Origin of the sequence: Virgibacillus siamensis (assembly GCF_039522605.1) — a bacterium.
In the GTDB taxonomy this organism is placed as follows: Bacteria; Bacillota; Bacilli; order Bacillales; family Amphibacillaceae; genus Lentibacillus; species Lentibacillus siamensis.
In genome coordinates, this window is record NZ_BAAADS010000007.1 from 39,040 (window position 1) to 65,868 (window position 26,829).

The 26,829-nt window shown below is 42.1% G+C and carries 43 protein-coding genes; 38 read left to right on the forward strand and 5 right to left on the reverse strand.

The window, feature by feature from the left end:
* Positions 1 to 4: 4 nt before the first annotated feature.
* The 22 genes from rplP (at position 5) to rplQ (ending at position 10,234) form a co-directional block, all read left to right on the forward strand.
* Positions 5 to 439: a 50S ribosomal protein L16 gene (gene rplP / locus ABD010_RS05850; protein ID WP_343811141.1), complete on the forward strand. Its 435-nt coding sequence runs from the start codon at positions 5 to 7 to the stop codon at positions 437 to 439.
* Positions 429 to 620, forward strand: coding sequence for a 50S ribosomal protein L29 (rpmC, locus tag ABD010_RS05855; RefSeq protein ID WP_174615405.1), 192 nt, complete (start codon positions 429 to 431; stop codon positions 618 to 620). Before rplP ends, rpmC begins: the two co-directional genes overlap by 11 nt.
* A 31-nt stretch (positions 621 to 651) precedes the next feature.
* Entirely contained in the window at positions 652 to 915 is a 264-nt protein-coding gene (rpsQ, locus tag ABD010_RS05860; protein ID WP_174615406.1) for a 30S ribosomal protein S17, read from the forward strand.
* Positions 916 to 958: 43 nt separating this feature from the next.
* Positions 959 to 1,327, forward strand: coding sequence for a 50S ribosomal protein L14 (gene rplN / locus ABD010_RS05865; RefSeq protein ID WP_174615407.1), 369 nt, complete (start codon positions 959 to 961; stop codon positions 1,325 to 1,327).
* 38 nt (positions 1,328 to 1,365) lie between these two features.
* Entirely contained in the window at positions 1,366 to 1,677 is a 312-nt protein-coding gene (rplX, locus tag ABD010_RS05870; RefSeq protein ID WP_343811144.1) for a 50S ribosomal protein L24, read from the forward strand.
* A 26-nt stretch (positions 1,678 to 1,703) separates the two neighbouring features.
* Positions 1,704 to 2,243, forward strand: coding sequence for a 50S ribosomal protein L5 (gene rplE / locus ABD010_RS05875; RefSeq protein ID WP_343811202.1), 540 nt, complete (start codon positions 1,704 to 1,706; stop codon positions 2,241 to 2,243).
* Between the two features lie 28 nt (positions 2,244 to 2,271).
* Positions 2,272 to 2,457 (forward strand): type Z 30S ribosomal protein S14, encoded by a 186-nt coding sequence (locus ABD010_RS05880; protein ID WP_018924659.1) that lies wholly within the window; start codon positions 2,272 to 2,274, stop codon positions 2,455 to 2,457.
* A gap of 29 nt (positions 2,458 to 2,486) precedes the next feature.
* Positions 2,487 to 2,885: a 30S ribosomal protein S8 gene (rpsH, locus tag ABD010_RS05885; protein ID WP_174615410.1), complete on the forward strand. Its 399-nt coding sequence runs from the start codon at positions 2,487 to 2,489 to the stop codon at positions 2,883 to 2,885.
* Between the two features lie 30 nt (positions 2,886 to 2,915).
* Positions 2,916 to 3,452, forward strand: a complete 537-nt coding sequence (rplF, locus tag ABD010_RS05890) for a 50S ribosomal protein L6 (RefSeq protein WP_343811149.1) — start codon at positions 2,916 to 2,918, stop codon at positions 3,450 to 3,452.
* Between the two features lie 32 nt (positions 3,453 to 3,484).
* The gene (gene rplR, locus ABD010_RS05895) at positions 3,485 to 3,847 is read left to right on the forward strand and encodes a 50S ribosomal protein L18 (protein WP_343811151.1); all 363 of its coding nucleotides are present in this window, start codon (positions 3,485 to 3,487) and stop codon (positions 3,845 to 3,847) included.
* Between the two features lie 24 nt (positions 3,848 to 3,871).
* The gene (gene rpsE / locus ABD010_RS05900; protein ID WP_343811153.1) at positions 3,872 to 4,369 is read left to right on the forward strand and encodes a 30S ribosomal protein S5; all 498 of its coding nucleotides are present in this window, start codon (positions 3,872 to 3,874) and stop codon (positions 4,367 to 4,369) included.
* Between the two features lie 18 nt (positions 4,370 to 4,387).
* Positions 4,388 to 4,570 (forward strand): 50S ribosomal protein L30, encoded by a 183-nt coding sequence (gene rpmD, locus ABD010_RS05905; protein WP_343811155.1) that lies wholly within the window; start codon positions 4,388 to 4,390, stop codon positions 4,568 to 4,570.
* 29 nt (positions 4,571 to 4,599) lie between these two features.
* Complete coding sequence (gene rplO / locus ABD010_RS05910; protein ID WP_343811156.1) at positions 4,600 to 5,040, forward strand: 50S ribosomal protein L15; 441 nt, start codon at positions 4,600 to 4,602, stop codon at positions 5,038 to 5,040.
* On the forward strand, positions 5,040 to 6,332 hold the full coding sequence (gene secY, locus ABD010_RS05915; RefSeq protein WP_343811158.1) for a preprotein translocase subunit SecY: 1,293 nt from the start codon (positions 5,040 to 5,042) through the stop codon (positions 6,330 to 6,332). The genes rplO and secY overlap by 1 nt, the downstream gene beginning before the upstream one ends.
* A gap of 35 nt (positions 6,333 to 6,367) precedes the next feature.
* Positions 6,368 to 7,012: an adenylate kinase gene (locus ABD010_RS05920; RefSeq protein WP_343811160.1), complete on the forward strand. Its 645-nt coding sequence runs from the start codon at positions 6,368 to 6,370 to the stop codon at positions 7,010 to 7,012.
* Positions 7,013 to 7,188: 176 nt separating this feature from the next.
* Positions 7,189 to 7,515: a KOW motif-containing protein gene (locus ABD010_RS05925; protein ID WP_343811161.1), complete on the forward strand. Its 327-nt coding sequence runs from the start codon at positions 7,189 to 7,191 to the stop codon at positions 7,513 to 7,515.
* Positions 7,502 to 7,720 carry a translation initiation factor IF-1 gene (gene infA, locus ABD010_RS05930; protein WP_010095735.1) on the forward strand — a complete coding sequence of 73 codons (219 nt, stop codon included), beginning with the start codon at positions 7,502 to 7,504 and terminating at the stop codon, positions 7,718 to 7,720. Before ABD010_RS05925 ends, infA begins: the two co-directional genes overlap by 14 nt.
* A 35-nt stretch (positions 7,721 to 7,755) precedes the next feature.
* Positions 7,756 to 7,869 carry a 50S ribosomal protein L36 gene (gene rpmJ, locus ABD010_RS05935; protein WP_080876116.1) on the forward strand — a complete coding sequence of 38 codons (114 nt, stop codon included), beginning with the start codon at positions 7,756 to 7,758 and terminating at the stop codon, positions 7,867 to 7,869.
* 21 nt (positions 7,870 to 7,890) lie between these two features.
* Entirely contained in the window at positions 7,891 to 8,256 is a 366-nt protein-coding gene (gene rpsM / locus ABD010_RS05940; protein ID WP_343811166.1) for a 30S ribosomal protein S13, read from the forward strand.
* A gap of 20 nt (positions 8,257 to 8,276) precedes the next feature.
* The gene (gene rpsK / locus ABD010_RS05945; RefSeq protein WP_343811167.1) at positions 8,277 to 8,666 is read left to right on the forward strand and encodes a 30S ribosomal protein S11; all 390 of its coding nucleotides are present in this window, start codon (positions 8,277 to 8,279) and stop codon (positions 8,664 to 8,666) included.
* A gap of 229 nt (positions 8,667 to 8,895) precedes the next feature.
* Positions 8,896 to 9,840 carry a DNA-directed RNA polymerase subunit alpha gene (locus tag ABD010_RS05950; RefSeq protein ID WP_343811169.1) on the forward strand — a complete coding sequence of 315 codons (945 nt, stop codon included), beginning with the start codon at positions 8,896 to 8,898 and terminating at the stop codon, positions 9,838 to 9,840.
* A 40-nt stretch (positions 9,841 to 9,880) separates the two neighbouring features.
* Positions 9,881 to 10,234, forward strand: coding sequence for a 50S ribosomal protein L17 (gene rplQ, locus ABD010_RS05955; RefSeq protein WP_343811170.1), 354 nt, complete (start codon positions 9,881 to 9,883; stop codon positions 10,232 to 10,234).
* On the opposite strand, the gene ABD010_RS05960 is transcribed toward rplQ, so the two are convergent.
* Positions 10,226 to 10,567, reverse strand: a complete 342-nt coding sequence (locus tag ABD010_RS05960; protein ID WP_343811171.1) for a hypothetical protein — start codon at positions 10,565 to 10,567, stop codon at positions 10,226 to 10,228. The genes rplQ and ABD010_RS05960 overlap by 9 nt on opposite strands.
* Between ABD010_RS05960 and ABD010_RS05965 the strand changes: the two genes are divergently transcribed.
* From ABD010_RS05965 to ABD010_RS06020, 12 genes are all read left to right on the forward strand, one after another.
* A complete protein-coding gene (locus tag ABD010_RS05965) occupies positions 10,542 to 11,381 on the forward strand; it encodes an energy-coupling factor ABC transporter ATP-binding protein (protein ID WP_343811172.1) in 840 nt (279 codons plus the stop codon). The two genes, ABD010_RS05960 and ABD010_RS05965, sit on opposite strands and share 26 nt — an antisense overlap.
* Positions 11,357 to 12,229: an energy-coupling factor ABC transporter ATP-binding protein gene (locus ABD010_RS05970; protein ID WP_343811174.1), complete on the forward strand. Its 873-nt coding sequence runs from the start codon at positions 11,357 to 11,359 to the stop codon at positions 12,227 to 12,229. The genes ABD010_RS05965 and ABD010_RS05970 overlap by 25 nt, the downstream gene beginning before the upstream one ends.
* Positions 12,222 to 13,022, forward strand: coding sequence for an energy-coupling factor transporter transmembrane component T family protein (locus tag ABD010_RS05975; protein WP_343811176.1), 801 nt, complete (start codon positions 12,222 to 12,224; stop codon positions 13,020 to 13,022). The genes ABD010_RS05970 and ABD010_RS05975 overlap by 8 nt, the downstream gene beginning before the upstream one ends.
* A 20-nt stretch (positions 13,023 to 13,042) precedes the next feature.
* Positions 13,043 to 13,786 (forward strand): tRNA pseudouridine(38-40) synthase TruA, encoded by a 744-nt coding sequence (gene truA / locus ABD010_RS05980; protein WP_343811178.1) that lies wholly within the window; start codon positions 13,043 to 13,045, stop codon positions 13,784 to 13,786.
* 219 nt (positions 13,787 to 14,005) lie between these two features.
* The gene (locus ABD010_RS05985; RefSeq protein ID WP_343811180.1) at positions 14,006 to 15,499 is read left to right on the forward strand and encodes a peptide MFS transporter; all 1,494 of its coding nucleotides are present in this window, start codon (positions 14,006 to 14,008) and stop codon (positions 15,497 to 15,499) included.
* A 187-nt stretch (positions 15,500 to 15,686) separates the two neighbouring features.
* The gene (rplM, locus tag ABD010_RS05990) at positions 15,687 to 16,124 is read left to right on the forward strand and encodes a 50S ribosomal protein L13 (RefSeq protein ID WP_343811182.1); all 438 of its coding nucleotides are present in this window, start codon (positions 15,687 to 15,689) and stop codon (positions 16,122 to 16,124) included.
* An 18-nt stretch (positions 16,125 to 16,142) separates the two neighbouring features.
* Complete coding sequence (rpsI, locus tag ABD010_RS05995; RefSeq protein WP_343811184.1) at positions 16,143 to 16,535, forward strand: 30S ribosomal protein S9; 393 nt, start codon at positions 16,143 to 16,145, stop codon at positions 16,533 to 16,535.
* A 286-nt stretch (positions 16,536 to 16,821) separates the two neighbouring features.
* Entirely contained in the window at positions 16,822 to 17,991 is a 1,170-nt protein-coding gene (locus tag ABD010_RS06000; RefSeq protein WP_343811186.1) for a GNAT family N-acetyltransferase, read from the forward strand.
* 123 nt (positions 17,992 to 18,114) lie between these two features.
* Positions 18,115 to 18,789 carry a hypothetical protein gene (locus ABD010_RS06005; RefSeq protein ID WP_343811188.1) on the forward strand — a complete coding sequence of 225 codons (675 nt, stop codon included), beginning with the start codon at positions 18,115 to 18,117 and terminating at the stop codon, positions 18,787 to 18,789.
* A complete protein-coding gene (locus ABD010_RS06010; RefSeq protein ID WP_343811189.1) occupies positions 18,786 to 20,009 on the forward strand; it encodes an efflux RND transporter periplasmic adaptor subunit in 1,224 nt (407 codons plus the stop codon). The genes ABD010_RS06005 and ABD010_RS06010 overlap by 4 nt, the downstream gene beginning before the upstream one ends.
* Before the next feature lie 55 nt (positions 20,010 to 20,064).
* Entirely contained in the window at positions 20,065 to 20,523 is a 459-nt protein-coding gene (locus ABD010_RS06015; protein WP_343811190.1) for a DUF948 domain-containing protein, read from the forward strand.
* Positions 20,524 to 20,541: 18 nt separating this feature from the next.
* Entirely contained in the window at positions 20,542 to 20,874 is a 333-nt protein-coding gene (locus tag ABD010_RS06020; RefSeq protein ID WP_343811191.1) for a DUF948 domain-containing protein, read from the forward strand.
* Positions 20,875 to 20,899: 25 nt separating this feature from the next.
* Here the strand turns inward: ABD010_RS06020 and ABD010_RS06025 are convergent, their stop codons facing one another.
* A complete protein-coding gene (locus tag ABD010_RS06025; RefSeq protein WP_343811192.1) occupies positions 20,900 to 21,319 on the reverse strand; it encodes a DUF948 domain-containing protein in 420 nt (139 codons plus the stop codon).
* Between the two features lie 138 nt (positions 21,320 to 21,457).
* On the opposite strand from ABD010_RS06025, the gene cwlD reads away from it, so the two are divergent.
* Entirely contained in the window at positions 21,458 to 22,177 is a 720-nt protein-coding gene (cwlD, locus tag ABD010_RS06030) for an N-acetylmuramoyl-L-alanine amidase CwlD (protein WP_343811193.1), read from the forward strand.
* Between the two features lie 332 nt (positions 22,178 to 22,509).
* On the forward strand, positions 22,510 to 23,568 hold the full coding sequence (locus ABD010_RS06035) for an Mrp/NBP35 family ATP-binding protein (RefSeq protein WP_343811194.1): 1,059 nt from the start codon (positions 22,510 to 22,512) through the stop codon (positions 23,566 to 23,568).
* 54 nt (positions 23,569 to 23,622) lie between these two features.
* Here the strand turns inward: ABD010_RS06035 and gerD are convergent, their stop codons facing one another.
* Entirely contained in the window at positions 23,623 to 24,261 is a 639-nt protein-coding gene (gerD, locus tag ABD010_RS06040) for a spore germination lipoprotein GerD (protein WP_343811195.1), read from the reverse strand.
* A gap of 132 nt (positions 24,262 to 24,393) precedes the next feature.
* On the opposite strand from gerD, the gene ABD010_RS06045 reads away from it, so the two are divergent.
* Positions 24,394 to 25,035 carry a KinB-signaling pathway activation protein gene (locus tag ABD010_RS06045; RefSeq protein ID WP_343811196.1) on the forward strand — a complete coding sequence of 214 codons (642 nt, stop codon included), beginning with the start codon at positions 24,394 to 24,396 and terminating at the stop codon, positions 25,033 to 25,035.
* A 41-nt stretch (positions 25,036 to 25,076) separates the two neighbouring features.
* On the opposite strand, the gene pdaB is transcribed toward ABD010_RS06045, so the two are convergent.
* The gene (pdaB, locus tag ABD010_RS06050) at positions 25,077 to 25,835 is read right to left on the reverse strand and encodes a polysaccharide deacetylase family sporulation protein PdaB (protein ID WP_343811197.1); all 759 of its coding nucleotides are present in this window, start codon (positions 25,833 to 25,835) and stop codon (positions 25,077 to 25,079) included.
* A gap of 333 nt (positions 25,836 to 26,168) precedes the next feature.
* On the opposite strand from pdaB, the gene ABD010_RS06055 reads away from it, so the two are divergent.
* Positions 26,169 to 26,390, forward strand: coding sequence for a hypothetical protein (locus ABD010_RS06055; RefSeq protein WP_343811198.1), 222 nt, complete (start codon positions 26,169 to 26,171; stop codon positions 26,388 to 26,390).
* Between the two features lie 181 nt (positions 26,391 to 26,571).
* Here ABD010_RS06055 and ABD010_RS06060 read toward each other — a convergent pair.
* Positions 26,572 to 26,829, reverse strand: a 258-nt coding sequence (locus ABD010_RS06060) for a hypothetical protein (protein ID WP_343811200.1), incomplete at its 5' end; no start/stop codon positions are given.

Below are 26,829 nucleotides of genomic sequence, written 5' to 3' on the forward strand. Positions count from 1 at the left end.
CATTATGTTAATGCCTAAACGCGTAAAATTTCGCAAACAGCATCGTGGTAAAATGAAAGGACGTGCAAAAGGCGGTACTTCAGTTTCTTTTGGTGAATATGGGCTGCAAGCAACTGAAGCATCCTGGATTACCAGCCGTCAAATAGAGGCTGCCCGTATTGCAATGACTCGTTACATGAAACGTGGCGGTAAGGTTTGGATCAAAATATTCCCTGATAAACCATACACTGCAAAGCCCCTTGAAGTTCGGATGGGTTCCGGTAAAGGTGCTCCTGAAGGATGGGTAGCAGTTGTAAAACCCGGGAAGATCATGTTTGAAATCGCAGGTGTATCAGAAGAAGTAGCTCGTGAAGCATTGCGTCTTGCTTCTCACAAACTGCCGATTAAAACTAAATTTGTAAAACGTGAAGAAATTGGTGGTGAAATCAATGAAGGCTAATGAAATCAGAGAACTAACCACTGCCGAAATTGAACAAAAAGTGAAATCATTAAAAGAAGAACTTTTTAATTTACGCTTTCAACTTGCAACTGGCCAATTGGAAAACACTGCACGTATTCGTGAAGTAAAGAAGTCTATTGCCCGAATGAAAACCGTTGTACGCCAGCGTGAACTAGCGTAAATAACTGAACAAGAGAGGAGGTTAGCCTCAAATGACTGAGCGTAATGATCGCAAAGTATACACAGGCCGTGTCGTATCAGATAAAATGGATAAAACAATCACTGTTTTGGTTGAGACTTATAAGTTCCATAAACTGTATGGCAAGCGTGTTAAATATTCCAAGAAGTTCAAAACACATGATGAAAATAATCAGGCAAAAACCGGTGATATTGTTTCTATCATGGAAACACGTCCGTTATCTGCCACAAAACGTTTCCGCTTGATTGAAATCGTTGAAGAAGCGGTAATTATATAATTAAAGTTCGATCAGTTGGTATCCGAAGGGAGGTCACAGCGATATGATTCAACAAGAAACTCGATTAAAAGTTGCAGATAACTCTGGTGCAAGAGAAGTTTTAACGGTTAAAGTATTGGGCGGATCCGGACGCAAAACAGCCAATATCGGTGATGTAATTGTTTGTACGGTAAAACACGCAACACCAGGTGGCGTTGTTAAAAAAGGTGAAGTTGTGAAAGCTGTCATCGTTCGTTCCAAGTCAGGAATGCGCCGCAAAGATGGATCATATATTCGTTTTGATGAAAATGCTGCCGTAATTATTCGTGACGACAAAAGTCCAAGAGGAACTCGTATCTTCGGACCGGTTGCACGTGAATTGCGTGATGCAAAATTCATGAAAATCGTATCTCTAGCTCCAGAAGTTTTATAAAGCGAAAAGTAAAGCCTTGTTAAGGAGGTGCGTAAAGCATGCATGTAAAAAAAGGTGATAAAGTAAAAGTTATTTCCGGAAAAGATCGCGGTAAACAAGGCACTATTTTAGAAGCTTATCCGAAGAAGGAACGTGTTTTGGTGGAAGGCATTAACATGACCAAAAAACACGCAAAACCTTCACAGGATAACCCGCAAGGTGGAATCCTCAATCAGGAGGCACCTATTCATGTTTCTAATGTAATGCTGATTGATCCGAAATCAGGCGAGCCAACTCGTGTTGGTTATCAAGCTAAAGATGGAAAAAAAGTCCGTATCGCTAAAAAATCCGGTGAAGCAGTAGATAAATAGTTCGCAGGTGAAAGGAGGGCGACATGATGAACGAACTTAAATCAAAGTATCGCGAAGATATAATATCATCAATGATGAGCAAATTTAATTATGAATCAGTTATGCAAGTACCTGGTATTGAAAAAATAGTAATTAACATGGGTGTTGGTGATGCCGTTCAGAACTCAAAAGCATTGGATAATGCTGTTGAAGAGCTGTCACTAATTTCCGGACAAAAGCCTATGGTTACCCGTGCTAAAAAATCAATTGCCGGATTCCGTTTGCGTGAAGGAATGCCAATCGGTGCGAAAGTAACGTTGCGCGGTGATCGGATGTACGAATTTCTGCAAAAGTTAATTGCAGTTTCACTTCCGCGTGTACGTGATTTCCGTGGTATTTCCAAAAAAGCTTTTGATGGCCGGGGTAATTATACGCTTGGCGTTAAAGAACAGCTGATTTTCCCGGAAATTAACTATGATAAAGTAAGCAAAGTGCGTGGTATGGATATTGTGATTGTAACAACTTCCAATACTGATGAAGAAGCACGTGAATTGTTGGCTCAGTTAGGCATGCCTTTTCAGAAATAAGCTGAGAGCAATATAAGGAGGGAAAATTGTGGCTAAAAAATCAATGGTTGCGAAACAACAACGCCCGCAGAAATTTAAAGTACGTGAATATACACGCTGCGAACGATGTGGCCGACCGCATTCAGTAATCCGTAAATTTAAACTTTGCCGTATTTGTTTCCGTGAACTTGCCTATAAAGGTCAAATTCCTGGTGTCAAAAAAGCAAGCTGGTAAACCCCGATTAGGGAAGGAGGTAATATGTAATGGTTATGACAGATCCAATCGCAGATATGCTGACCCGCATTCGAAATGCTAACATGGCAGGTCATGATAAGCTGGAACTTCCGGCTTCCAAAATAAAGAAAGAAATCGCTGATATTCTTAAGCGTGAAGGCTTTGTACGCGATTATGAATTCATTGAAGATAACAAGCAAGGTGTTCTGCGTATTTTCCTTAAGTACGGCGTTAAAAAGGCACGCGTAATCACTGGCATTAAGCGTATCAGTAAACCGGGCTTGCGCGTATACGCAAAAGCTGATGAGGTACCGCGTGTGCTGAACGGTTTGGGAATTGCCATTGTATCCACATCAAACGGTGTGCTGTCCGACAAAGAAGCACGTACACAAGCTGTTGGTGGCGAAGTACTGGCATATGTTTGGTAATAAACATCTAAAGACAAGGAGGTGTATGGAATGTCTCGTATAGGACTTAAACCAATTGAAATTCCAGAGGGCGTTGAAATCAACATGAACGGGAATACAATTACAGTAAAAGGCCCTAAAGGTGAGCTGACAAGAGATTATCATGAAGATATGAAAGTGGTAATTGAAGATAATGTTCTTACTGTTGAACGTCCAAGTGATCATAAAGAACATCGTGCATTGCATGGTACTACCCGCAGCCTGATTGGCAACATGGTTGAAGGCGTGCACAAAGGTTTCGAAAAAAATCTTGAAATCAATGGTGTAGGTTACCGTGCGCTGAAGCAGGGTGACAAGGTAGTGATTAACGCCGGTTACTCACACCCAGTGGAAATTGATCCAATTGAGGGCATTGAAATAGATGTTCCTAAAAACACACAATTAATTGTTAAGGGTATTAATAAAGAATTGGTTGGTGCAGTTGCTGCAAACATTCGGGCAATCAGACCACCTGAGCCTTATAAAGGCAAGGGTATTCGCTATGAAGGCGAATATGTACGACAAAAAGAAGGTAAAACTGCTAAATAAGGTTAGTTAGGGAGCAGAAAGGAGTGACCTAGATGATCACAAAACCTGACAAAAACGCCGTACGCAAAAGAAGACATGCGCGTGTTCGCAAAAGTGTTTTTGGAACACAGGAACGCCCGCGTCTGAATGTGTACCGTTCAAATAAACACATTAATGCACAGTTGATTGATGATGTTGAAGGTGTAACGTTGGCAAGCGCCTCAACAAAAGATAATGAAATCACCACGCAATCCGGCAGTAACGTGGATGCAGCTGTTGAAGTCGGAAAGTTAGTTGCTAAACGTGCCCAGGATAAAGGTTACAAATTAGTGGTATTTGACCGTGGAGGCTATCTTTATCATGGACGCGTAAAAGCATTGGCAGATGCCGCCCGTGAGGCAGGTCTTGAATTTTAATCGATAGATAAAGGAGGGACATAGATGCATACTAGCATTGATCCGAACAAATTAGATCTTGAAGAACGTGTTGTTACGATCAACCGTGTTGCAAAAGTTGTAAAAGGTGGACGTAATTTCCGCTTTGCTGCACTGGTTGTTGTAGGAGATAAGAATGGTCATGTCGGTTTTGGAACCGGAAAGTCCAAAGAAGTACCGGAAGCAATCAAAAAAGCAGTTGACGATGCAAAGAAAAACCTGATTACAGTACCGATTGTTGGAACAACCATTCCGCATGAAATTCATGGACGATTCGGTTCCGGTAATGTATTGATGAAACCAGCTACAGAAGGTACAGGAGTTATTTCCGGCGGACCTGTTCGTGCGATCCTCGAACTTGCCGGAGTTGGTGATATTCTGACTAAATCACTTGGCTCTAACACACCAATCAACATGATTCGTGCAACGTTAACTGGATTAACAAACTTAAAGCGCGCGGAAGAAGTTGCGAAATTGCGCGGAAAATCTGTAGAAGAACTTTAGGATAAGGAGGGAAATACTATGTCTAAACAATTAGAAATCACCCTCACGCGCAGTGTTATTGGCAGAACAGAAGCACAACGTCAAACTGTTCAAACACTAGGACTAAAAAAAATCCATCAATCCGTTGTTCGTGAAGATACTCCAGCCGTTCGCGGTTTGGTTAATAAAGTATCCCATCTCATAGCGGTTAAAGAAGTATAAACACATTAGCGTAAAGAGGAGGTGCTCGCATGAAACTTCATGAATTGAACGCATCAGAAGGAAGCCGTAAAAAGCGCAATCGCGTAGGCCGCGGAATGTCGTCTGGAAATGGTAAAACGTCAGGCAAAGGACACAAAGGACAGAAAGCACGTTCAGGCGGTAATACACGGGTTGGATTCGAAGGTGGCCAAATGCCATTATTTCAACGTTTGCCTAAACGCGGATTTACAAATATTCACCGTAAAGAATTTGCAATTGTAAACCTTGATGCTTTAAATCGTTTTGAAGAAGGCACAGAAGTTACACCTGAGCTATTACTTGAAGAGGGTGCCGTAAGTAAACTTAAAGCAGGCGTTAAAGTACTCGGCAAGGGTACTGTTGAAAAGAACCTTACAGTAAAAGCTCATAAGTTCTCTGCTTCAGCGAAAGAAGCTATCGAAGCAGCGGGCGGTAAAGCAGAGGTGATTTAATGTTCAGTACGATCTCCAATTTAATGCGTGTAGGTGACATCAGACGGAAGATTATATTTACATTATTAATGTTAATCGTATTTCGTCTGGGTACATTTATTCCAGTTCCATTTACAAATAATGAAGCAATTGATTTTATGAACCAGCAAAATGTATTTGGGTTTCTGAATACATTTGGTGGTGGGGCATTGCAGAACTTCTCCATTTTCGCAATGGGGATCATGCCTTATATTACAGCGTCAATCATTATGCAATTGCTGCAAATGGATGTTGTACCAAAGCTCACAGAATGGAAAAAGCAAGGTGAAATGGGACGTAAGAAGATAGCACAGATTACTCGTTACGGAACAGTTATTCTTGCGTTTATCCAGGCAATCGCAATGTCAATTGGGTTTAATGCAATGGCCAATGGAATGTTAATTTCTGATCCAGGTATATTAAAGTTCATTATCATTGCACTCGTACTGACAAGCGGAACCACATTCCTGATGTGGCTTGGTGAACAAATTACGGCCAATGGTGTTGGTAATGGAATTTCCATTTTGATTTTTGCCGGTATCGTTGCAGCAGTACCAAACGGGGTCAAACAGTTGTACAGTCAGTACTTCGTGAATCCCGGCGATCAATTGTTTATCAACATATTAATCGTTGCAATGATTCTACTGGTCGTTATTGCAGTAACGGTTGGCGTCATTTTCATCCAGCAGGCACTGCGTAAAATACCGATTCAATATGCGAAAAAGCTTGTCAATCGTTCCCCGGTTGGTGGACATTCGACACACTTGCCGCTAAAGGTAAATGCTGCCGGCGTTATTCCGGTAATCTTTGCGATTGCATTCATTATCGCGCCACGGACGGTTGCAGGACTTTTTGAAGGGAACGAAATTGCGGATACAATCGAAATGATCTTTGATTACACGCAACCGATCGGGATGGTTATTTACGTTGCGTTAATTATAGCATTCACGTATTTCTACACATTTGTGCAAGTGAATCCGGAGCAGATGGCCGAGAATCTTCAGAAACAAGGCGGGTACATCCCGGGAATACGACCTGGTAAAAACACAGAAACGTATCTGACACGGGTAATGTACAGACTGACGTTCGTAGGGTCCATTTTCCTTGCAGCTGTTTCGGTGTTGCCGATTGTTCTAGGTGGACTTGCAAATCTGCCTCAAGCAGTACAAATAGGCGGTACCAGCTTACTGATTGTTGTTGGTGTGGCGCTGCAGACAATGAAGCAGCTGGAAAGTCAATTGGTGAAGCGTCACTACAAAGGATTTATAAAGTAGTTGGTTAGCTGCCAACGAGAGCGAGGGGAAAGTTGTTGAATTTGATATTAATGGGTCTGCCTGGCGCTGGCAAAGGCACACAGGCGGTAAAAATAAATGAAAAATATAACATCCCTCATATTTCAACAGGAGATATGTTTCGACTGGCTATAAAAGAAGGAACTGAACTTGGCAATAAAGCTAAATCCTATATGGATCAAGGTGAACTTGTTCCGGATGAGGTAACCATTGGAATTGTTAAAGAACGATTAGGCAAAGATGATTGTAAGAATGGTTTTCTGCTCGATGGATTTCCAAGAACAATTGCACAGGCAGAAGCCCTTCAATCGATTTTAAGTGAAATGAATGAAACGATTGACTATGTGCTGCATGTAGATGTACCAAAGGAAAAATTATTGGAGCGTCTAACAGGTCGTAGAATTTGTCCGACATGCGGAGCAACCTATCATGTTATCTACAATCCTCCAAAAGAGGAAGGGAAATGTGATAAGGATGGTTCCGAATTAGTCCAGCGTGAAGACGATCAGGAAGAAACGGTCAAAAACCGGCTTGATGTGAATCTCAAACAGGCTCAGCCGCTGCTGGATTATTATAAGGAAAAAGGATATCTTGTTAAAGTTGATGGTGATCAGGAGATTGATCGGGTATTTCAGGATATTCAGGCAAAAATAGAAAAATAAGCTATTTACTGTATGACCGGCACTGAATGGATGCATTTCCATCTGTTAAACGATATAATGTATGACGTAGTTGTTGCTGATTCATGTATTACTTGATATAAAAGTGACACAGGATCATAATTTAAAATTACCTTTTGAAAGGTATAAAATTAAAGCCTAAGTGAAGGTGATCGTTGTTGAGCGAAACTGATTCGATACCGCAGGCAGGTCAAGTTGTTCGCATTATGCAGGGACGTGAGGCGGGACAATATGCAGTAGTATTGAAATTGATTGATGATCGTTTTGTCCTGCTGGCAGACGGAGAGAAACGTAAATATGATCGACCGAAGAAAAAGAATCTTCATCATATTGAAGTCATGGACTACATTTCTCCGGAAGTCCAAAACAGCCTTCTGGAAACTGGTCGTGTCACAAATGGCAAGCTGCGATTTGCCATAGCAAAATTTGTCAATGAAGTTGTGACTGATTTGAAGAAGGGAGATCAACACGATGGCGAAAGATGATGTAATTGAAGTGGAAGGAACCGTTACAGAGACATTGCCAAATGCAATGTTTAACGTAGAGCTTGAAAATGGTCATACGGTTTTGGCGCACGTATCAGGAAAAATCCGTATGCATTTCATCCGTATTTTACCGGGCGACAAAGTAACGGTAGAACTTTCCCCGTACGATTTAACCAGAGGACGAATTACGTACCGTTATAAATAGACGAGTGAGCTCCGATATAAAAGGAGGTAAAGGTGATGAAAGTAAGAGCATCTGTAAAACCAATTTGTGAAAAATGCAAGGTAATTAAACGCAAAGGCAAAGTAATGGTGATTTGCGATAACCCGAAACACAAACAGAAACAAGGCTAATAAACAAGGAGGTGCGATTCTATGGCACGTATTGCAGGTATTGACATTCCACGTGATAAGCGAGTAGTTATTTCTCTCACGTATATTTATGGTGTGGGTAAAACTACTGCACAGGAAATCCTGAAAGAAGCAGGAGTAGCAGAAAGTACGCGTGTTCGTGATTTGACTGAGGATGAACTGGCTAAAATCCGTAAAGCAATTGGCGACTTTACTGTTGAAGGTGATCTTCGCCGTGAAACGTCATTAAACATTAAACGTTTAATCGAAATCGGATCTTACCGGGGAATCAGACATCGTCGGGGACTGCCGGCTCGTGGTCAAAAAACAAAAAACAATTCACGTACCCGTAAAGGTCCACGCCGTACACAGGCAAACAAGAAAAAATAACGTGAAGGAGGGTTTAAACTATGGTACGTAAAACCAATACACGGAAGCGTCGTGTAAAAAAGAATATTGATACCGGAGTTGCACACATCCGTTCTACGTTTAACAACACAATTGTTACGATTACAGATGTACAGGGTAATGCAATCGGCTGGAGTTCAGCTGGTGCACTCGGCTTTAAAGGCTCCCGTAAATCAACGCCATTTGCTGCTCAGATGGCTGCTGAAACTGCAGCTAAATCAGCCGTTGATAATGGCATGAAAACATTGGAAGTAACCGTAAAAGGCCCCGGTGCCGGCCGTGAAGCAGCTATTCGTTCACTGCAGGCAGCTGGTTTGGAAGTTACAGCTATTCGTGACGTAACACCAGTTCCGCATAACGGTTGCCGCCCACCAAAACGTCGTCGCGTATAATTGTACCGTATAGAATTTGTCACCCTGTCAATAATGGGTTATGATGGCTAAAAGTATGAGGCAGAAGGGATCGTCCCTTTAGAGGCTTTATGATACAACATGACAGCGACAAAAGCATACGTTAATATTTTTAATAGCGCAGAAATGCCTACTGCCTATTTGGGGAATCTCGGTTAGACACCTTGTCGTCTAACCGGTATTTCGACGTTTTAAAGGAGGGTTTTATGGAATGATCGAAATTGAAAAGCCAAGAATCGAAACGGTTGAGATCAGCGATGATGCTAAATTTGGAAAGTTCGTCGTCGAACCGCTTGAACGTGGGTATGGGACTACTCTAGGAAACTCCTTGCGTCGTATCCTACTATCCTCACTCCCGGGTGCTGCTGTTACATCAGTCCAAATTGATGGCGCACAACATGAATTTTCGACAATCGATGGTGTTGTTGAAGATGTTACAACTGTCATTTTGAATCTGAAAAAACTCGCTCTGAAAATCTATTCTGATGATGAAAAGACACTGGAGATTGATGTGCAGGGGGAAGGAAAAGTTACGGCTGCAGATCTGACATATGATAGTGATGTAGAGGTATTGAATCCTGATCTGCATCTTGCAACCATTAATGGTGAGGGAAGTTTGCATATGAAGATCACTGCAGAATCCGGCCGTGGATATCGTCCGTCTGATGCAAATAATCATGATGAACGACCAATCGGTGTGATTCCAATCGATTCCATCTTTACACCAGTATCACGTGTAACATATCAGGTAGAAAACACCCGAGTAGGGCAAATCACGAACTACGATAAACTGACATTGGATGTGTGGACTGATGGAAGCATTCGTCCTGAAGAAGCAGTTTCTTTAGGCGCAAAAGTTTTCACAGAACATCTGAACATTTTTGTCGGATTAACAGATGAAGCACAAAATGCAGAAATTATGGTCGAAAAAGAAGAAGACCAAAAAGAAAAAGTAATGGAAATGACAATTGAGGAACTCGATTTATCTGTCAGATCCTATAATTGCTTAAAACGCGCTGGTATTAATACAGTACAAGAGCTTTCAAATAAATCGGAAGAAGACATGATGAAAGTTCGTAACCTGGGCCGTAAATCGCTGGAAGAAGTAAAAGTAAAACTGGAGGATTTAGGTTTAGGTTTGCGTGATGATGACTAATCGACACCTACAGACTTTCAAGAAAAGGGAGGGATAGTCCATGGCTCGAAAATTAGGCCGTAAGACAGATACTCGTATGGCGATGCTGCGAAACCTTGCATCTGACCTAATCATCCAAGAACGGATTGAAACAACAGAGGCAAAGGCAAAAGAATTAAAAACGGTTGTTGAAAAAATGATCACGCTTGGGAAACGCGGTGACTTGCATGCTCGTCGTCAGGCAGCATCATTTCTGTACAATCAGGAAGCAAATGATAATGAAAACGTCATTCAGAAACTCTTCGATGACGTTGCTGCACGCTATGAAGACAGACAGGGCGGATATACACGTGTTCTTAAGCTGGGTGCCCGTCAAGGTGACGGAGCTGACATGGCAATCATTGAACTAGTTTAACAATACACCGTACGCATAAGGGCAGGACAGAATCTCTTCCACGAGGTGAATCCAAGCCCTTTTTTTGTAGCATGGAAAAGTGGCGGTCGATAGATGATGCGACTGCTTACCAAGCAGGAGCGAGTCTATCGGCGGAAAAGCCAGTTCTATCGGCGGAAAAGCCAGTTCTATCGGCGGAAAAGCCAGTTCTATCGGCGGAAAAGCCAGTTCTATCGGCGGAAAAGCCAGTTCTATCGGCGGAAAAGCCAGTTCTATCGGCGGAAAAGCAAAAATCCATGCAATGTCACCCCGGGGAGGACCTAAAAATATGCGAAACAAATTAATAGAGTTCAAAAATGTATCGTTCAGATATGGCGAAGAGCAGTCATGGGTGTTGAAAAATTGTTCATTTGAAATCTATGAAAATGAATCGATGGCAATTATCGGCCACAATGGATCGGGAAAATCAACTATTGCCAAGTTGATGAATGGTCTGCTATTTCCACAAGAGGGAGAAATCTTCATTGGGAATCAGAAGCTGACTGAGGAAACTATTTGGGAAATTCGTAAAGACGTGGGAATGGTTTTTCAGAATCCTGATAACCAGTTTGTGGGAACAACCGTGCAGGACGATGTTGCATTTGGAATGGAAAATCGCGGTATTCCCCGGAAAGAAATGATGAAGCGGATTGATGAAACATTAGATGCTGTCGGAATGTTGGATTACCGGATGACAGAGCCGCATAAGCTTTCCGGCGGACAAAAGCAGCGGGTTGCCATTGCCGGTGTCCTGGCAATCTTCCCGAAAGTGCTTATTTTGGATGAAGCAACTGCAATGCTTGATCCGAAAGGGCGCACTGAAATTATGGATACAATATCCAGTGTACAAAATGAACGTGAACTTTCCTTGATCACGATTACACATGATCTGGAGGAAGTGATACAGGCTGAACGTGTAATTGTGATGAATGAAGGTGAAATATGGGGAGAGGCCGTGCCGAGGGATATTTTTGCAAAGAAGGATGAGCTCCGCGAAATTGGTCTGGATGTCCCGTTTATCGCATATTTATCGGACGAACTTCAAAAAGCTGGTATTGCGGTAACGAATGAACCATTAAACCACGATGAACTGCTGGAGGATCTATGGATATCATATTCAAAGAAGTAAGCTACATTTATCAACCCAATACACCATTTGCCCATAAGGCATTGGAAGAACTGTCTTTTTCTGTACCATCAGGCTCATTTGTAGCGATAATCGGCCACACCGGTTCCGGGAAATCGACCTTGATTCAGCATTTGAATGGTCTTGTACGTCCCACATCAGGCGAGGTAACGATCGGCGAATTCCGTTTAACCACTGATGAAAAGCCAAAAAACATGAAGGAATTGCGCAGCCGTGTCGGAGTTGTTTTTCAATATCCGGAACATCAGTTATTTGAAGAAACGGTTAAGAAAGACATTGCATTCGGTCCGGAAAATTTCGACGTGCCGGAGAGGGAAATTACAGAGCGGATAAATGCAATCATTCCGGAAGTTGGACTTACGGAAGAGCTGATGCAGCGTTCGCCGTTTGATCTGAGCGGCGGACAGATGCGGCGGGTTGCGATAGCCGGTGTACTGGCAACCCGGCCGGAGATTCTTGTGTTGGACGAGCCGACTGCAGGCCTTGATCCGCGTGGTCAAAAGGAAATGATGGAAATGTTTTATGATATGCATACAAAACAGAAACAAACGACGGTTCTGGTCACCCACAGTATGGAAGATGCGGTGAAATATGCTGACCATGTCATTATTTTAAACAAGGGCACTAAATATATGGAGGGAAACCCTGAGGAGGTTTTTTCGCAAAAAGAAGCCCTGCAGAAAGTACAGCTGGATGTTCCGGAGATGGTCCGGTTTTTAAATGCTTTTGAAAAGAAATTTAAACAAGAAATCCCATTTAGGCGGCAGTCAATTGCTGAAGCTGCAAATGATATCCAGCAAGTGCTTAAAGGGAGGACGCCTCATGAATAATGCATTAATCATCGGTCAGTATGTCCCTGGTCAGTCCCTTGTCCATAAACTTGACCCGCGAACCAAAATAACGATTATTTTCTTCTTCGTGTTTATCGTTTTTTTCGCAAACTCGTTTTGGAGTTATGGGCTCCTGACCCTTTTTGCACTGGCGAGTACGTTTACAACCCGCATTCCGTTGCGCTTTATTGTAAAGGGACTGACACCAATATGGTTCTTGATTGTTTTTACCTTTATCCTGCATCTGATCGTCACGAAGCAAGGTGAAGTGCTGTTTGAAGTATTTTCATTTGAAATATACACTGGTGCACTCATCCAGGGTTTTGCCATATCGATGCGTTTTTTTCTGCTGATTCTGGTAACATCCCTGCTGACGCTGACAACAACACCGATCGAGATTACCGATGCAATTGAGGAAATGCTGCATCCGTTAAAAAAAATCAGATTTCCCGTCCATGAATTGGCGTTAATGATGTCCATCTCATTGCGTTTTATCCCGACACTGCTGCAGGAAACAGACAAAATATCAAAAGCACAGGCATCGCGCGGGGTGGATTTTCGTACAGGGACAATCAAAGAGCGGGTAAAGGCGGTTGTGCCATTGCTTGTGCCGTTATTTGTCAGTGCCTTTAAACGTGCTGAGGAGCTCGCGATGGCGATGGAAGCACGTGGCTATCAAGGCGGAGAAGGACGGTCCAAGCTGCGTGAGTTAAAAATTGAAAAACGTGATATTGCCATTTATATTGTATTTATATGTGTAGTGGCGGCTTTGTTATGGACGAGGAATTATTAAATAAAGGGGGCTGAAGCGGCATGACAAAAATCAAATGTACGATAAGCTATGACGGAACTAATTTTTCAGGTTTTCAGATTCAGCCCCGCCAGCGCACAGTCCAAGGCGAACTGGAAAAGGCACTGCGTCGGATCCATAAAGGGGAACACATCCGCATCCATCCATCCGGGCGAACTGATACCGGCGTTCATGCCAAAGGCCAAACGATTCATTTCGAAACAACGTACCAATTACCGTTGAATAATTGGAAAATGGCGATTAATACCCTTTTGCCCGGTGATTTATATGTGCATGAAGTGGAGGAAGCTGACGATGCATTTCATGCCCGGTATGATGTGGTGGAGAAAGAATACCATTATTATGTATGGAATGAGCGGGAAAAGGACGTTTTTAAACAACATTATTACTATCAGTTTCCCTATCAACTCAATATGGACGCGATGCAGCGCGCGTGTGCTCTCCTGGAAGGTGAACATGATTTTACCACTTTTTCATCGGCCAAAGCCTCCATCAAAGGAAGTAAAATCCGGAATATGTATGAGGTGTCGTGCAGCAGAGAAGGCAGCACAATTGAATTCGTCTTCCGGGGGAGCGGCTTTTTATACAATATGGTTCGGATCATTGTTGGGGCATTATTGGATATCGGACAGGGGAAACGGAATCCGGATGACATCGAAGAACTCCTTATGAGAAAAGATCGCCGGCTGCTGGGGGATACTGTCCCAGCACAAGGGTTATATCTTTGGAACGTAACATATAAATGAATTTTTCAAAAAACTTGGGCTATCGAACCAAGTTTTTTTAATTTAGTATGCTATTGCGATTTTTGGACTTTTTCGGTCAGTTGACAACCGTAAAATTGCGGAATATGATGGTACGTGCCCTTATTTTTTCAACAGGTTGGTTACTGTAAATTATCAGAAAAAAGTAAAATTTAATACAACCAATTTGTACAGCCAAAAAGAGAAGGAGTTTTTAACATCATGGGAAAGATTGATAAGGATAAGATCGTCCAAAGTGTGCCGCAGCGGGGCTTTTTTGGACAACCTAAAGGGTTATTCACTCTGTTTTTCACAGAGTTTTGGGAGCGCTTTTCCTACTATGGAATGCGGGCACTCCTGCTTTACTATATGTATGATCAATTGTTTAACGGTGGACTTGGAATTGATAAGGATATAGCTACGTCCATCATGGCCATCTATGGTGCACTCGTTTATATGACAGGTGTCATCGGCGGATGGATTGCTGACCGTTTGCTTGGTACGCAACAAACGATTTTTTACGGTGGAATACTGATTATGACCGGGCACATTGTGCTGGCATTGCCAATAGGTGTAACAGGTCTGTTCCTTTCCATGTTCTTCATTATTCTTGGTACAGGGTTGTTGAAGCCAAATGTTTCAAGTGTTGTTGGAGATATGTACAGTGAGAAGGATATACGCCGCGACTCCGGATTCAGTATCTTTTACATGGGGATTAATATGGGGGCATTAATCGCACCATTTGTAGTTGGTACGGTTGGGCAGGAATACAATTATCATCTGGGCTTCAGCCTGGCTGCAATTGGAATGTTTCTAGGTCTGATTGTTTTCGTCGTTACACGCAAAAAATATTTGGGTCTTGCCGGAACCTATGTGGCTAACCCGTTGAATGATGACGAGAAAAAAGTAGTATTCAAACGATTTGGAATTGGTGCTGTTATCATTGCTGTTTTACTCGCGATTACCATTCCAACCAACATTCTGACAATCACAACGTTTACGTATTTAGTCAGTTTCTTAGGGGTAGTGATCCCGACCGCATACTTCATTGTAATGTATAAAAGCCCAAGAACCAATGAAGTGGAACGTTCAAGAATTTTAGCATATATCCCGTTGTTCATTGCATCCATGGTTTTTTGGGCAATTCAGGAGCAAGGTTCCATTATATTGGCTTTATATGCTAAGGAACGTACAGAATTAAGCTTCATGGGACTCGATATTTATGCATCATGGTTTCAGTCATTGAATCCGTTATTTATTATTTTGCTGGCTCCAGTGTTCGCAGCAATGTGGGTGAAACTTGGCAACCGCCAGCCATCAACGCCGAAGAAGTTTTCCCTCGGGGTAATTCTTGGCGGGATATCGTTTATGGTGCTGATCTTCCCGGCTATGATCAATGGAACGGAAACGTTGGTAAGCCCGTTATGGCTGGTGCTTAGTTTCTTCCTTGTCGTACTTGGGGAACTATGCCTGTCGCCAGTCGGACTATCTGCAACAACGAAACTTGCACCCGCAGCTTTTTCTGCTCAAACCATGAGTCTGTGGTTCATGTCCAATGCAGCAGGACAAGCTGTAAATGCTCAGATCGTTAAGTTGTATGATCCGTCAACCGAAATTATCTACTTTGGTGTTATTGGCAGCGTTGCTGTCTTGGCCGGTATTATTCTGTTCGCATTTTCGAAAAAAATTCAAGTGTATATGCGCGGCGTTTTATAGGCGCTATGACAGTTCCTCTCATTCGGGAGGGACTGTTTGTGCTTAGGCCTTGACAAACTTGTTATCTATGGTATATGATGGTTTTTGGCATTTTATTTCTAAACCATGATTAGCCCCGGAAACTAATTATGTTAAAATATAGGAATAACATTGAAACGAACTATTGAAATATGGAGGGAAACCCATCATGCGCACAACTTTCATGGCGAATGAAGCTAATATTGAACGTAAATGGCTTGTTGTGGATGCTGAAGGCCAGCGCTTAGGCCGTTTGGCAAGTGAGGTTTCTGCAATCCTGCGCGGAAAGCATAAACCAACTTATACACCACATGCTGATACAGGTGATCACGTAATCATCATTAACGCTGACAAAATAGAACTTACAGGTAAAAAAATGAACGACAAAATGTATTATCGTCATTCAAATCATCCAGGTGGTTTGAAAGCACGCAACGCTGAAGAAATGCGAACAAAATACCCGGAACAAATGTTGGAGCTTACTGTGAAAGGTATGCTTCCAAAAGGCCCGCTTGGTCGTAAAATGGGTAAAAAACTGCATGTATTCAGAGGATCCGAACACAATCATCAAGCTCAAAAACCGGAAGTTTACGAGCTTCGTGGATAATAAAAGGAGGTAAATCAATTGGCACAAGTACAATACTATGGCACCGGCCGTCGTAAAAGATCAACTGCTCGTGTGCGTCTGGTTCCAGGCACCGGCCGCGTAATGATCAATGACCGTGATGCTCAAGACTATTTCCCATATGAAACGCAACTGTTAATCTTGAATCAACCACTGGCAAGCACTGAAACACAAGGAACTTATGATGTTTTGGTCAATGTTAATGGTGGTGGATTCACTGGTCAGGCAGGTGCAATCCGTCACGGAATTGCACGTGCACTGCTTAAAGCAGATCCGGAATACCGCGCAACATTAAAGCGCGAAGGATATCTGACTCGTGACGCCCGCGAAACAGAACGTAAGAAATACGGTCTCAAAGGCGCTCGCCGTGCACCACAATTTTCAAAACGTTAATACTGCTTTTTTCGAAAGCTCTCTTTCCCTATGCAGGGAAGAGGGCTTTTTTGATGGGCAGAAAACTGTTTGTGTGGAAATGCCGATAGAAATGCTGTTTTTGTCGTTAGAATGGAAAAATCCCCCGTTAGCGATGTAGGTTTCGCCGTTAGAACGTATTGTCCTGTCAAACCGATAATCATCGGAAGTTGCCGAATTCCCTGATTCGACAATCGGCCATACTGGTGCATCATGACGAAATTATTGTATGATTGTAATATAATATCGAAACAGGGGGGGATCGGTAATGTCATATATAAAAACACTGACCGAACGTGATTACGCAGCTATTTTCGAACTGTCACAGTTTGCCTTCCAATATGCGTTGTCGGAAGCGGAACTTCGGAAAAAAGAAGAAGAGGCTGGAAGGCATATTATCTGGGGGTGGATGTCGAATGATGAGTTGGCGGCAAAACTGCACTTGATCCCGCTTACCTGCTATATAAATGGCAGGGTTTTCGAAATGGGCGGCATCAGTGCGGTTGCGACATGGCCGGAGTATCGTCGGCAGGGGGCAATTAAGGATCTGCTCCATCATGCCTTGACATATATGAAGGAGCAGGGTCAGACCATTTCTTTTCTTCATCCCTTTTCATTTCATTTTTACCGAAAGTACGGGTGGGAAACAGCTTTTGTCGAAAAACATTACGCTATCCCGCTCAACAAATTGAAACGTACCTGGGATGCAGAGGGGTATGTTCGCCGGGTCCATGAAGGCTTCGGGATGCTGCACGATATATATACAATTTACGCCAGCCAATTTAATGGACCGCTTGTCAGGGATGAAAAATGGTGGAATCAACGGGTCATCAAAGCACATGACCAAGTGGCTGCAGCATATGGCAATAACGATCAGCCGGAAGCGTATATTATCTATCAGGTGAAGAATGAAGTTTTTACGGTAAAAGAACTCGTGTACAATACGCTCAATGGCAGGAAGCAGCTGCTGAAGTTTGTTGCCAATCATGATTCGATGGTGGAAAAGGTCGAAATGACTGTGCCGGAATATGACAATCTTCCACTGCTCGTTGATGAACCAGGATTCGACCAAAAACTGCAGCCTTATTTCATGGCACGGATTGTCGATGTGCGTCGTTTTCTGGAGCAATATCCGTTTCAGCCGGTGAATAATCAACCACTGCCCGCATTACAGGTTGAGGATGCTTTTATGCCTGAAAATAACGGAACCTATCAACTTATGAAAAGCGGAGATAAAACAGACGTTACTTGTCTGAAAACGTCGACTGGTGAGGATGCCATCCAATGTACCGTTCAACAGCTTGCTTCCATGCTTATGGGGTACAAGCGGCCAATGGAACTATACCAAACTGGTTTGATTTTCGGAAGCCAGAAACAGCTGGAAATATTGGAACAAATCATACCCAATCGACAAACCTATTTGTCGGATTTCTTTTAAACATAGGAAAAATTCTCTATTATATTCATAAAAATATCAAAAATGATAGGATATTGATGAAATTTACGTTAAAATAGGAAGCAGGTGGAAATCGACCAGATTTGACTAAAAGGACTGTGGTACATGCTCTATCGGGTAAATCTCTTAAAATTCTTTTTTCCAATAGATGACAATTTATATCGTATTCGTGAGGCAGAAGCCCTGAAAAATCTTTGGAAGGTCTGTTGGCTGCTTTTGTTGATAAGTGTCGTTGTATATGGCTGGATGGCTGGACTTGGACTTGGGTCACAGCCAATTTCTGAAAATGCGACAGCGTTCAGCCAGATTCAGTACGAAATGACCAAATTCTGGTTTGTTCTCGGCAGAATTGGTTTTGCCGTACTATTTGCCTTACTTGTATTATTTGTGCCATCCTATATTTTTTATCTGCTGACAGGGATACCGTACAAAAAACTGCTTGTTATGCAGCAAATTGTTCTGTTCATTATGCTTGTCGAACGGGTTTTATGGATTCCGCTTGCTGTTTTCTGGGGATTGGACTGGCATGTTTCTCCGTGGTCATTTGGAATTATTGCCTCTTACTTCACGTCCAAAACATGGATTATTTATTTCTTCGGTGCAATATCGCTCTTCCAGTTTTGGATCATTTGGTTTCAGGCAAGGTATATCAGCTATCTTGCTGATGTCAGCAGGCGCTGGGTCTGGACCGGCATTATTTTTCTACATATTCTGTATTGGGTTCTTGCAGCAGCATTGACTGTCACAGATATTCATTTACTTGGCGGGTGGTTTGGATGAATCGCAAAAAGCTAATACTGATACTGACCGGACTGTTTATGGCAGTAAATTGCTTCCTGGTTTATTTGGATGAGGAGGAAAAAGTTGATCGGTTGTCCTATATTGACGAATGGTCCGTTATTGGAACAAAAGATATGTATGAAACAATCGAAACGGCTGGAGTTTTGGAAACAGCAGAGACGAAGAATGTTTATTTTGACGAAGAAAAGGGCAGTTTTTTGGAGTTCCAGGTTGAAGATGGGGCACAAATAAATGTTGGTGATCCGCTTTTTTCATATGAACCGAATAACTACTATGAAACAAAAGCACAATTGGAAAGCGAAGTAAGCAAATTAAATGATCAGATTGCTGCAATTGAAGAGGCTATTGCCAATATTTCCGCTTTCCAGGCACCGCCGTCTGATTTAGAAGCTCAATTTGAAGGAGAAAATGCGAAATTTGATCTGAAACATGAGCCTGTTCAGGCGGAATATATGAAAGAGGCCTATGTTGCTGAGAAGGAAAAAGAACTTGCTCAGAAACAGGCAGAACTGGATAGTATTCAGGCACAATTATCTGATTTGGAGTCAACCGGTGATACAATAGTTGTTGAAAGTCCTTATCAGGGACAAATAGCCAACTTGTCTCAATCACTTAAAAACCCTGTTGTTTCCATTCGCGACTTGCAACTGCAGGCAACCGGCAGATTTACGGAAAATGAGCGTACGCAGGTGGAACCGGAAATGCCAGTTAAAGTGGCGATTCAGGAAAATGACGATGTACTGAAGGGTACGCTGGATTCCATCAATGATATGCCGGAAACGGTCAATGTTCATACAACCAGTATGTATCCGTTTGAGGTGACGTTTGGGAAGGATGCTGACATGGAAGGTTTGCTGCCGGGCTATCATGCAAACCTGGAAATCACGACCAACGCTTCACAGAATGCGGTAGTTGTGAGAGAAAATCAATTGGCTGGCAAAAATATTTGGAAAATGACCAGTGAAGGGCTTTTGCAAAGACAAAAGGTCAAAACAGGCATTCATATGGATAACTTTTATGAAGCAAAGCAAGGTGCAAAAGCTGGTGAATGGGCAGCACAGGACGATTGGGATCAGTTTCGTGATGGCGCCGCGTTCATTACGGCACTGAATGTAGAAGACATACAATGGAAACGTATTGGGAAATATGATAATGTCAGTTGGAAGAGATATTTTGTTACAGGACTTTTAGCCAGGTAACGTTTTAATTCGAACTACTGGTGGTAAATCAGTTTACAAGGGAGGTACATAACCAATGGATTTCGTATATGTTGGAATTCTATTCTTTGCACTGGCATTTGCACTCGTCACCATTTATATGTGTTACGTTTTAATACGCGTTTCGAAGTCGATGAAATCAGTCGGTAATTCATTAGGTGAGGTTGAGCAAAAGCTTCATTATCTGACACCGGAACTGCAAGACACGCTCCAGGAGACTGAAAAACTCGTTGATGATTTTAATGATAAGCTAACTGCAACAGATGGTTTGTTTGACGCGATGGATAATACCGGTCATGCGATAAATGCTGGCAGCCGGTTGATGGACAAGCAAACTAAAAAACTCCCTGAATATGACTCGCCGCAAACAATTGAGCGCTTGACAGAGGGCGCTAAGTGGGGAGAAGTTGCCTTTAAGATTTTCAGGCGATGGAAAAAGAAAAGTGTGAAAAACGAATTAGTGGTTCAGGAAGAAAACCTGCCCGCAAAGAAATAATAGAAATGAGGGATAAAGATGACATTGACAGGAATAGGAGTAATATTCATTGGAGTAGCCTTTTTGGTACTCGCCATTTACCTTGCATGGACATTAAATAATTTGGCAAACATTCTCCGCGGTATTGAAAAAACGGTCGAACCGCTGCCGGATCAGCTTGATGATATTTTCCGGGAAACAGGAAGCCTGATCAACCATACCAATGACACGCTTTCCGATGTGAATGAAAAATTGCGTACGTTAAGCCCGTTATTTTACATGCTTGGTGATGTCGGTGAAATGTCCAGAAAACTGACCACACCATTGGCAAAATTCAACGTCTCACGGAAAAAAAAGACGGAAGATAAATAAAAAAATCCCCATAGTAGGGGATTTTTTAATTGGTAGTTTTCTGCCGCTGGAAAATACAATATCCCAGGGTCATGATTCCATATATCCATTCCAGATTATTCCGTTTGATTACAGAATCAGTTTCCAACTGTTCCCTCATCGTTGCATTGACTTTAATTAATGAGGAAGACAGGCCGCGGGTAGTAGTTCCCATATCACCAATCAGCTGAAAAAGCGGACTTAATTCATTCATCTGGTTGTTTACCTGTTTAAGGGCATCTTTTCCGGCACTGATGGCGCTGGTTGTCTCACTGGTTATGTCAGCAACCTGATTCGGCAGCTCATCAGTAGTCTTCTGCAGGCTGGCAAACAGTTCCGTCAAATTTTTCAATGGCTTTATTAAGAAAACTACGAGTGCCAAAAAAGCAAGTCCGATAATTATGACGCCAATCCCTATCCAATCCATCTAAAAAACCCCTTCCAGCATGTTCTCTGCTATTTATCATACCACATCAATATTTTTCTAAACCGTTTCCTATACTAATCATAAACTACTCGCTCGTCCCATACAATAGTTCAAGCAGAATTATAAGGGGCGAGTGTTATGGAACGTTTTAAGAAGGTATTTCTGTGGGCTGTTGGGTTTGTCGTATTGGCATTCCTTATCCAATATCCAATACAGAAGGCCGACTCCACATGGAAAACGTGGGCATTGCCATTAGCAGGAAAGACTATTGTAATCGACCCCGGGCATGGTGGCCCTGATGGAGGAGCGGTTGGGAAGGACGAGACCCTGGAAAAGGACATTGCCCTTGAGATTGCCAAGAAAACACGGGATTTTTTACAGCAGGCAGGTGCACTTGTATATTTGACCAGGGAAGATGACAAGGATTTGGCGAAAGAAGATACTGCGGGGTTGTCACGGAGAAAGTCTGAAGATATCCGCAACCGGCTGGAATTTATTAAGGAGAAGGATGCGGACTTTTTTCTTACCCTCCATTTAAACGCCTTATCTTCAACAAAATGGAGCGGTGCGCAAACATTTTATTTTCCAAGGTATGATAAAAGCAGGCACCTTGCTAAAATGATTCAAGCAGAAATTATTCGCAATTTGGAGAACACCGACAGAGAGGCATTGCCGATAAAGGGTGTTTATCTGCTTAAACATGCGGAAATTCCGGGTGCATTGGTGGAAGCGGGATTCCTTTCAAATGAGCATGAGCGGGAACATCTGAAAAAAGAAGATTATCAGCGGAAAATGGCTGGTAGTATTTATCAGGGAATTTTGAGGTATGTCACAGAAGAACCCGAGCAAGAAAGCTGAAACTGTTGGTTTGTGCTGGAGCGCTGTCCTCCCCGCGGTATGAATAAATTTAGAGCCGCCGATAAAATAACCAAAACCGCCGAACAAATTACTAAATCCGTCGTATCAAAAGCGTAAAAACAAGTTGAACTTTAGACCCCCACCATAGATAAGCATCAAGCAATCGATCCAGTGTTACTGGACGCGAACCATGTTTCTGGGCAGTCGATTCCACTTTCCCAAATATGATTCAAATCACTTAGAAATTAGATGATTTGTGTTATACTTGCGTTGTGTGCAAAAAAATAAAATGTTTTGCTATAAATACGCTGCGAAAGGAATGGTGACTGACTGTGCTATCACAAGAAGAAGTGAAGGAATTGCTTCATTCTGTTAACGATCCATTTTTACATAGAACGCTTGAAGAAACAGGCGGGGTAAAAGAAGTTAACATTAAAGAAGAGAAGAAACATGTCAGTGTTAAGATAGGGATAGGTAAGACAAACACCGCAGAGCAGATGCAGCTCCAGCAGGAAATCGTCGGTATCTTGAAAAAAAACGGTGCATCAACTGTCGGGCTGCGTTTTGAACAATTGCCTGATGAGGTAATCCGGGAATACCAGCCTGCAGCTGAGGAAGAAAAGGAGAAAAGTCTGTTAGGTGGAGGAAAACACCCGAACTTTATTGCCGTTTCCAGCGGTAAAGGCGGTGTAGGCAAGTCGACGGTAACAGTAAATCTTGCTATGTCATTGATGCGACTCGGTAAAAAAGTAGGTATTATTGATGCAGATATATATGGGTTCAGTGTCCCCGATATGATGGGGGTTGAGGAACGTCCGGCTGTTCGTGGTGAAAAGATCATTCCCGTAGAACGTTTTGGGGTAAAGGTAATTTCGATGGGCTTCTTTGTTGAGGATAATTCACCGATCATTTGGCGCGGACCGATGCTTGGCAAAATGCTGAACAGCTTTTTCAAGGAAGTTGAATGGGGTGACTTGGACTATCTGTTGCTTGACTTACCTCCGGGCACCGGTGATATTGCGATGGACGTGCATGAGATGCTGCCAACCTGTAAAGAAATAATTGTTTCCACCCCGCATCCGACTGCTGCATTTGTTGCTGCGCGTGCAGGTCAAATGGCAATCAAAACAGAGCACGAAATTTTGGGTGTTGTAGAAAACATGGCATATTTTGAAAGCAAGAAAACCGGTGAGAAAGAATATGTTTTCGGAAAAGGCGGTGGCAAAAAACTTGCCGAAGTATTGAAAACACAAGTTCTTGGACATTTGCCGCTGCAGCAGCCGTATGAAGAAGAGGACGAGTTTGCTCCTTCTGTTTACCAGCAGGACCATCCCCTTGGAAAAGAATATCATAAAATAGCTGCAAAAGTTGTTGCGAAAGTGGAAGAATAAAACAGAAAGCGAATTTAAAAAGAAAGAGGTGGCATGAAATTGTCACCTCTTTTATCATTGGCCGCCGGTACTGTTTGATCCGCCGGACTGGCCACCTTGGCCGCTTTGGCCGCTTTGACCGCTTTGAGATTGTTTGCCTTGCTGTTTGCTTTGGTCTTCTGCTGCTTTTAATAATATTTCCGTCATTTTCGACTGGAACAATGGTGACTGTAATGTTTCCTGAATCGTTTTCTCAAGATGTTTCCGGAATTCCTGGCTTTTCATTACGCTGAGCATTTGTTTGTTAATTTGCGGATTTTGCATCAATTCCAGCATCTGTTTTTGAAAATCCGGGTCTTTCATTAGTTCTTTCATCAGTTTTTTGTGCTCATCGGACATCGCTTTGGCGTATGCTTTTACAAACTTTGGATCCTCGAATAATTTTGTCCACATATCTTTTGCTTTATCAGAAGCAAGTACCTCATTCAATGCCTTCTTAACAGCATCTGACTGAATCACAAGCTGCTGCTTCATTTTTTCATCAGATAAAATTTCTCTCAGTGCTTTTTTACCATCTTCGGTCTGTAAAATATCAACAACCATTTTTTTGGTCGTATCATAATCAGCCTCTTTGCCTGCAGTACTTCCCCCGTTGCAAGCACTAAGAACAACAACGAGCATGGTTATAAATAAAATACTTAGTGCCCGTTTCACTTGGAATTCCTCCTTCCTCTCCTGTTTAATATGCGTGTGAAACAGAAAAAATATGCACATTATAGAGGAAAAGTGGAAAGCTTCGTGATAAAATAGGCTTGAATGTTGAACAAACAGTAGGAGGAAAACAGATTGAATAGTCGCAAGTGGGTTGGATTGTTCTTAAAGACACTTTTAATTGGCGCAGTAACGGGACTTATTACCAGTTTTTTTGTTAAAACGGACTCGTATGCCAACATTTTAAATCCAATTGATTTTATGGAATTAACAGGGTTGATCATATTTTTTGTCGGATTGGGATTGGTTTTCAGTGTAATCAGTCAAACCGGCTTTTTTGCGTATTTGTTTATTAACCAATTCGGACTTGGCCTGTTTCGGACGTTTTGGCCGACTGTACAAGTGCTGCTGATTGCATTTGTTGTATTTGATTTGGTCTACTTCCCCTATAATGCATCAAATGGCGAGGTTCCAATCTATTTATACTTACTGATGGCAGCGGGAATTCTTGGATATGGATGGGTTATAGCCAAATTGAAGGCCCGTGCAACCAACCAGCGTGCATTTATTCCGGCGTTATTTTTAATGGTTGTGATGACGGCAATTGAATGGGTTCCGGGACTTCGGACGAGCGGATCAGATTATGCATGGCTGATGATTATCCCGTTGCTCGCCTGCAATACGTATCAATTACTTGTATTGCATAAAATAACAAATAGTTCCAAAGAACGGACTGAAAACAACAGAAAAACGCCAGCAGGTTCTCAGAAAGCCTAATAAAAGCCGTATCACCGATTTTGGTGGTACGGCTTAATGGATTAATCCACGATTTTTGCTTCCGCGTGTGCCTGATTAATCATTTCCGATATGGAGACGAATTGGAATCCTTTGTTTGTTAACCCCGGAAGAATTGTAGTTAGCGCCTTTCCGGTCTGTTTTACCGAATCGGATGCATGCATCAGGATGATATCACCATTATCAGTTTTGTTCATGACTTTATTTACGATTTGCTGGGTCCCCGGATTTTCCCAATCATGCGGACTGACATTCCAGTGAACAACCTTATAATCCATTTCCTCAGCAAGCTCAATAATTTCTTTGTTAAAATGGCCGCTCGGCGGTCTGAGTAAATTCACATCTTTATAACCGAGCTTATTAAAGACCTCTCTGGCATGTTGCAAATCTTTTTTTACCTGCTCAAGCTCCATATCCAGATAGCTTTCATACCGATAGCCGAGCATTCCAAGTTCGTGTTTGCCTTTCGTAATTTTTTTCAATATTTTTGGATGCCGCTCTGCCCATTCACCACTTACAAAAAAGGTGGCTTGTACATTGTGCTTTTTTAGCTGTTTTAAAATATCGTGGACTTTTTCCTCTCCCCAGCTGATGTTAAACGTTAATGCAACATTGGATTGATTAGCATTTCCTCTTGTAAAGGCAGCAGGTTCTTCCTTGGAAAATACAGCAAGAGAACCCATGCTTTCAAACCATAAAAATAATGCAGTAAAAAATGCAACTAAAACTACAATCGACCAGCGCTTCCACCTGTTTAGCTTCCAGACATAAAAATGACTCATGATAATTCCTCCCAATCATCGTTATCCTATTTTATGAATGTAAATCAGTAATATGAACAAGCTATTGTTTTTTGTCTGAAATATGGCGCTGGTTCCTGTGATTCAGGGAAATGTTTACTTAAACTCACGATTAACCGACTCAATTCGATAAGTTTTGCGAATAAATATGATGACAACGTTTAAACTAATATATAAGGTAGTTTTATACGTTTTAATCCGGAGAAAAAGGGTATGTTTTAATTGATTAGATGACTGAGGGAATTTATCGCAACTGAGGTATAAAAGCTTGGTGAAAAGCCAAATGCTCTAATAGACAATATTGAGGTGAATAGAATGCTTGGATTGTTAATTAATGATGTTGAACAAAAAGAAATGGAATACTTATTGAAGCGTGAACTGGAAGAATTGTTGATGGACCTGGAAGATCACAGGATTGATCAAATGGTCAAACGAGCAATGAGGGATCGATACCAAACTTTGTTTAACCTGTTTCGCCGTGTCGCAAGCGAGCAGGAATGCATCAAATATATGCCAAGACGTACTGAGAATCAATGAAGATAACATAAGCCTTATCCGGCCAAAAAATCTTTTGTGATTTTTTGGCTTTTTCTATTGCACTTAAAAATTATATATGCTATATTATTTTCTGTTGTCAATAAAGCAAATAAACACTTTTCGAGCCATTAAATCTTTCTTGAAAACTTTATCAAAAAATGTATTGACAACCCACTGCAAATCATGGTAAATTATATTTTGTCGCAAAAAACGACAATAAATGAATTGCTCTTTGAAAACTGAACAAAATAACCAGTATGTCAATAAAAAAGCGTAAGCGCTCGGTTAGCGACGTACGGACTGCGCCCTGCCATGCAGGGTGGGTCAGCGTTGCCGCGCAAAGCGGCGGTTTTAGCTGATCAATCTTACCGCAGGAGATAAAGGAAACACGATGAACGCAAGTGAATCGATGTTGACTTATCGTACGGAGGTGAGGGAA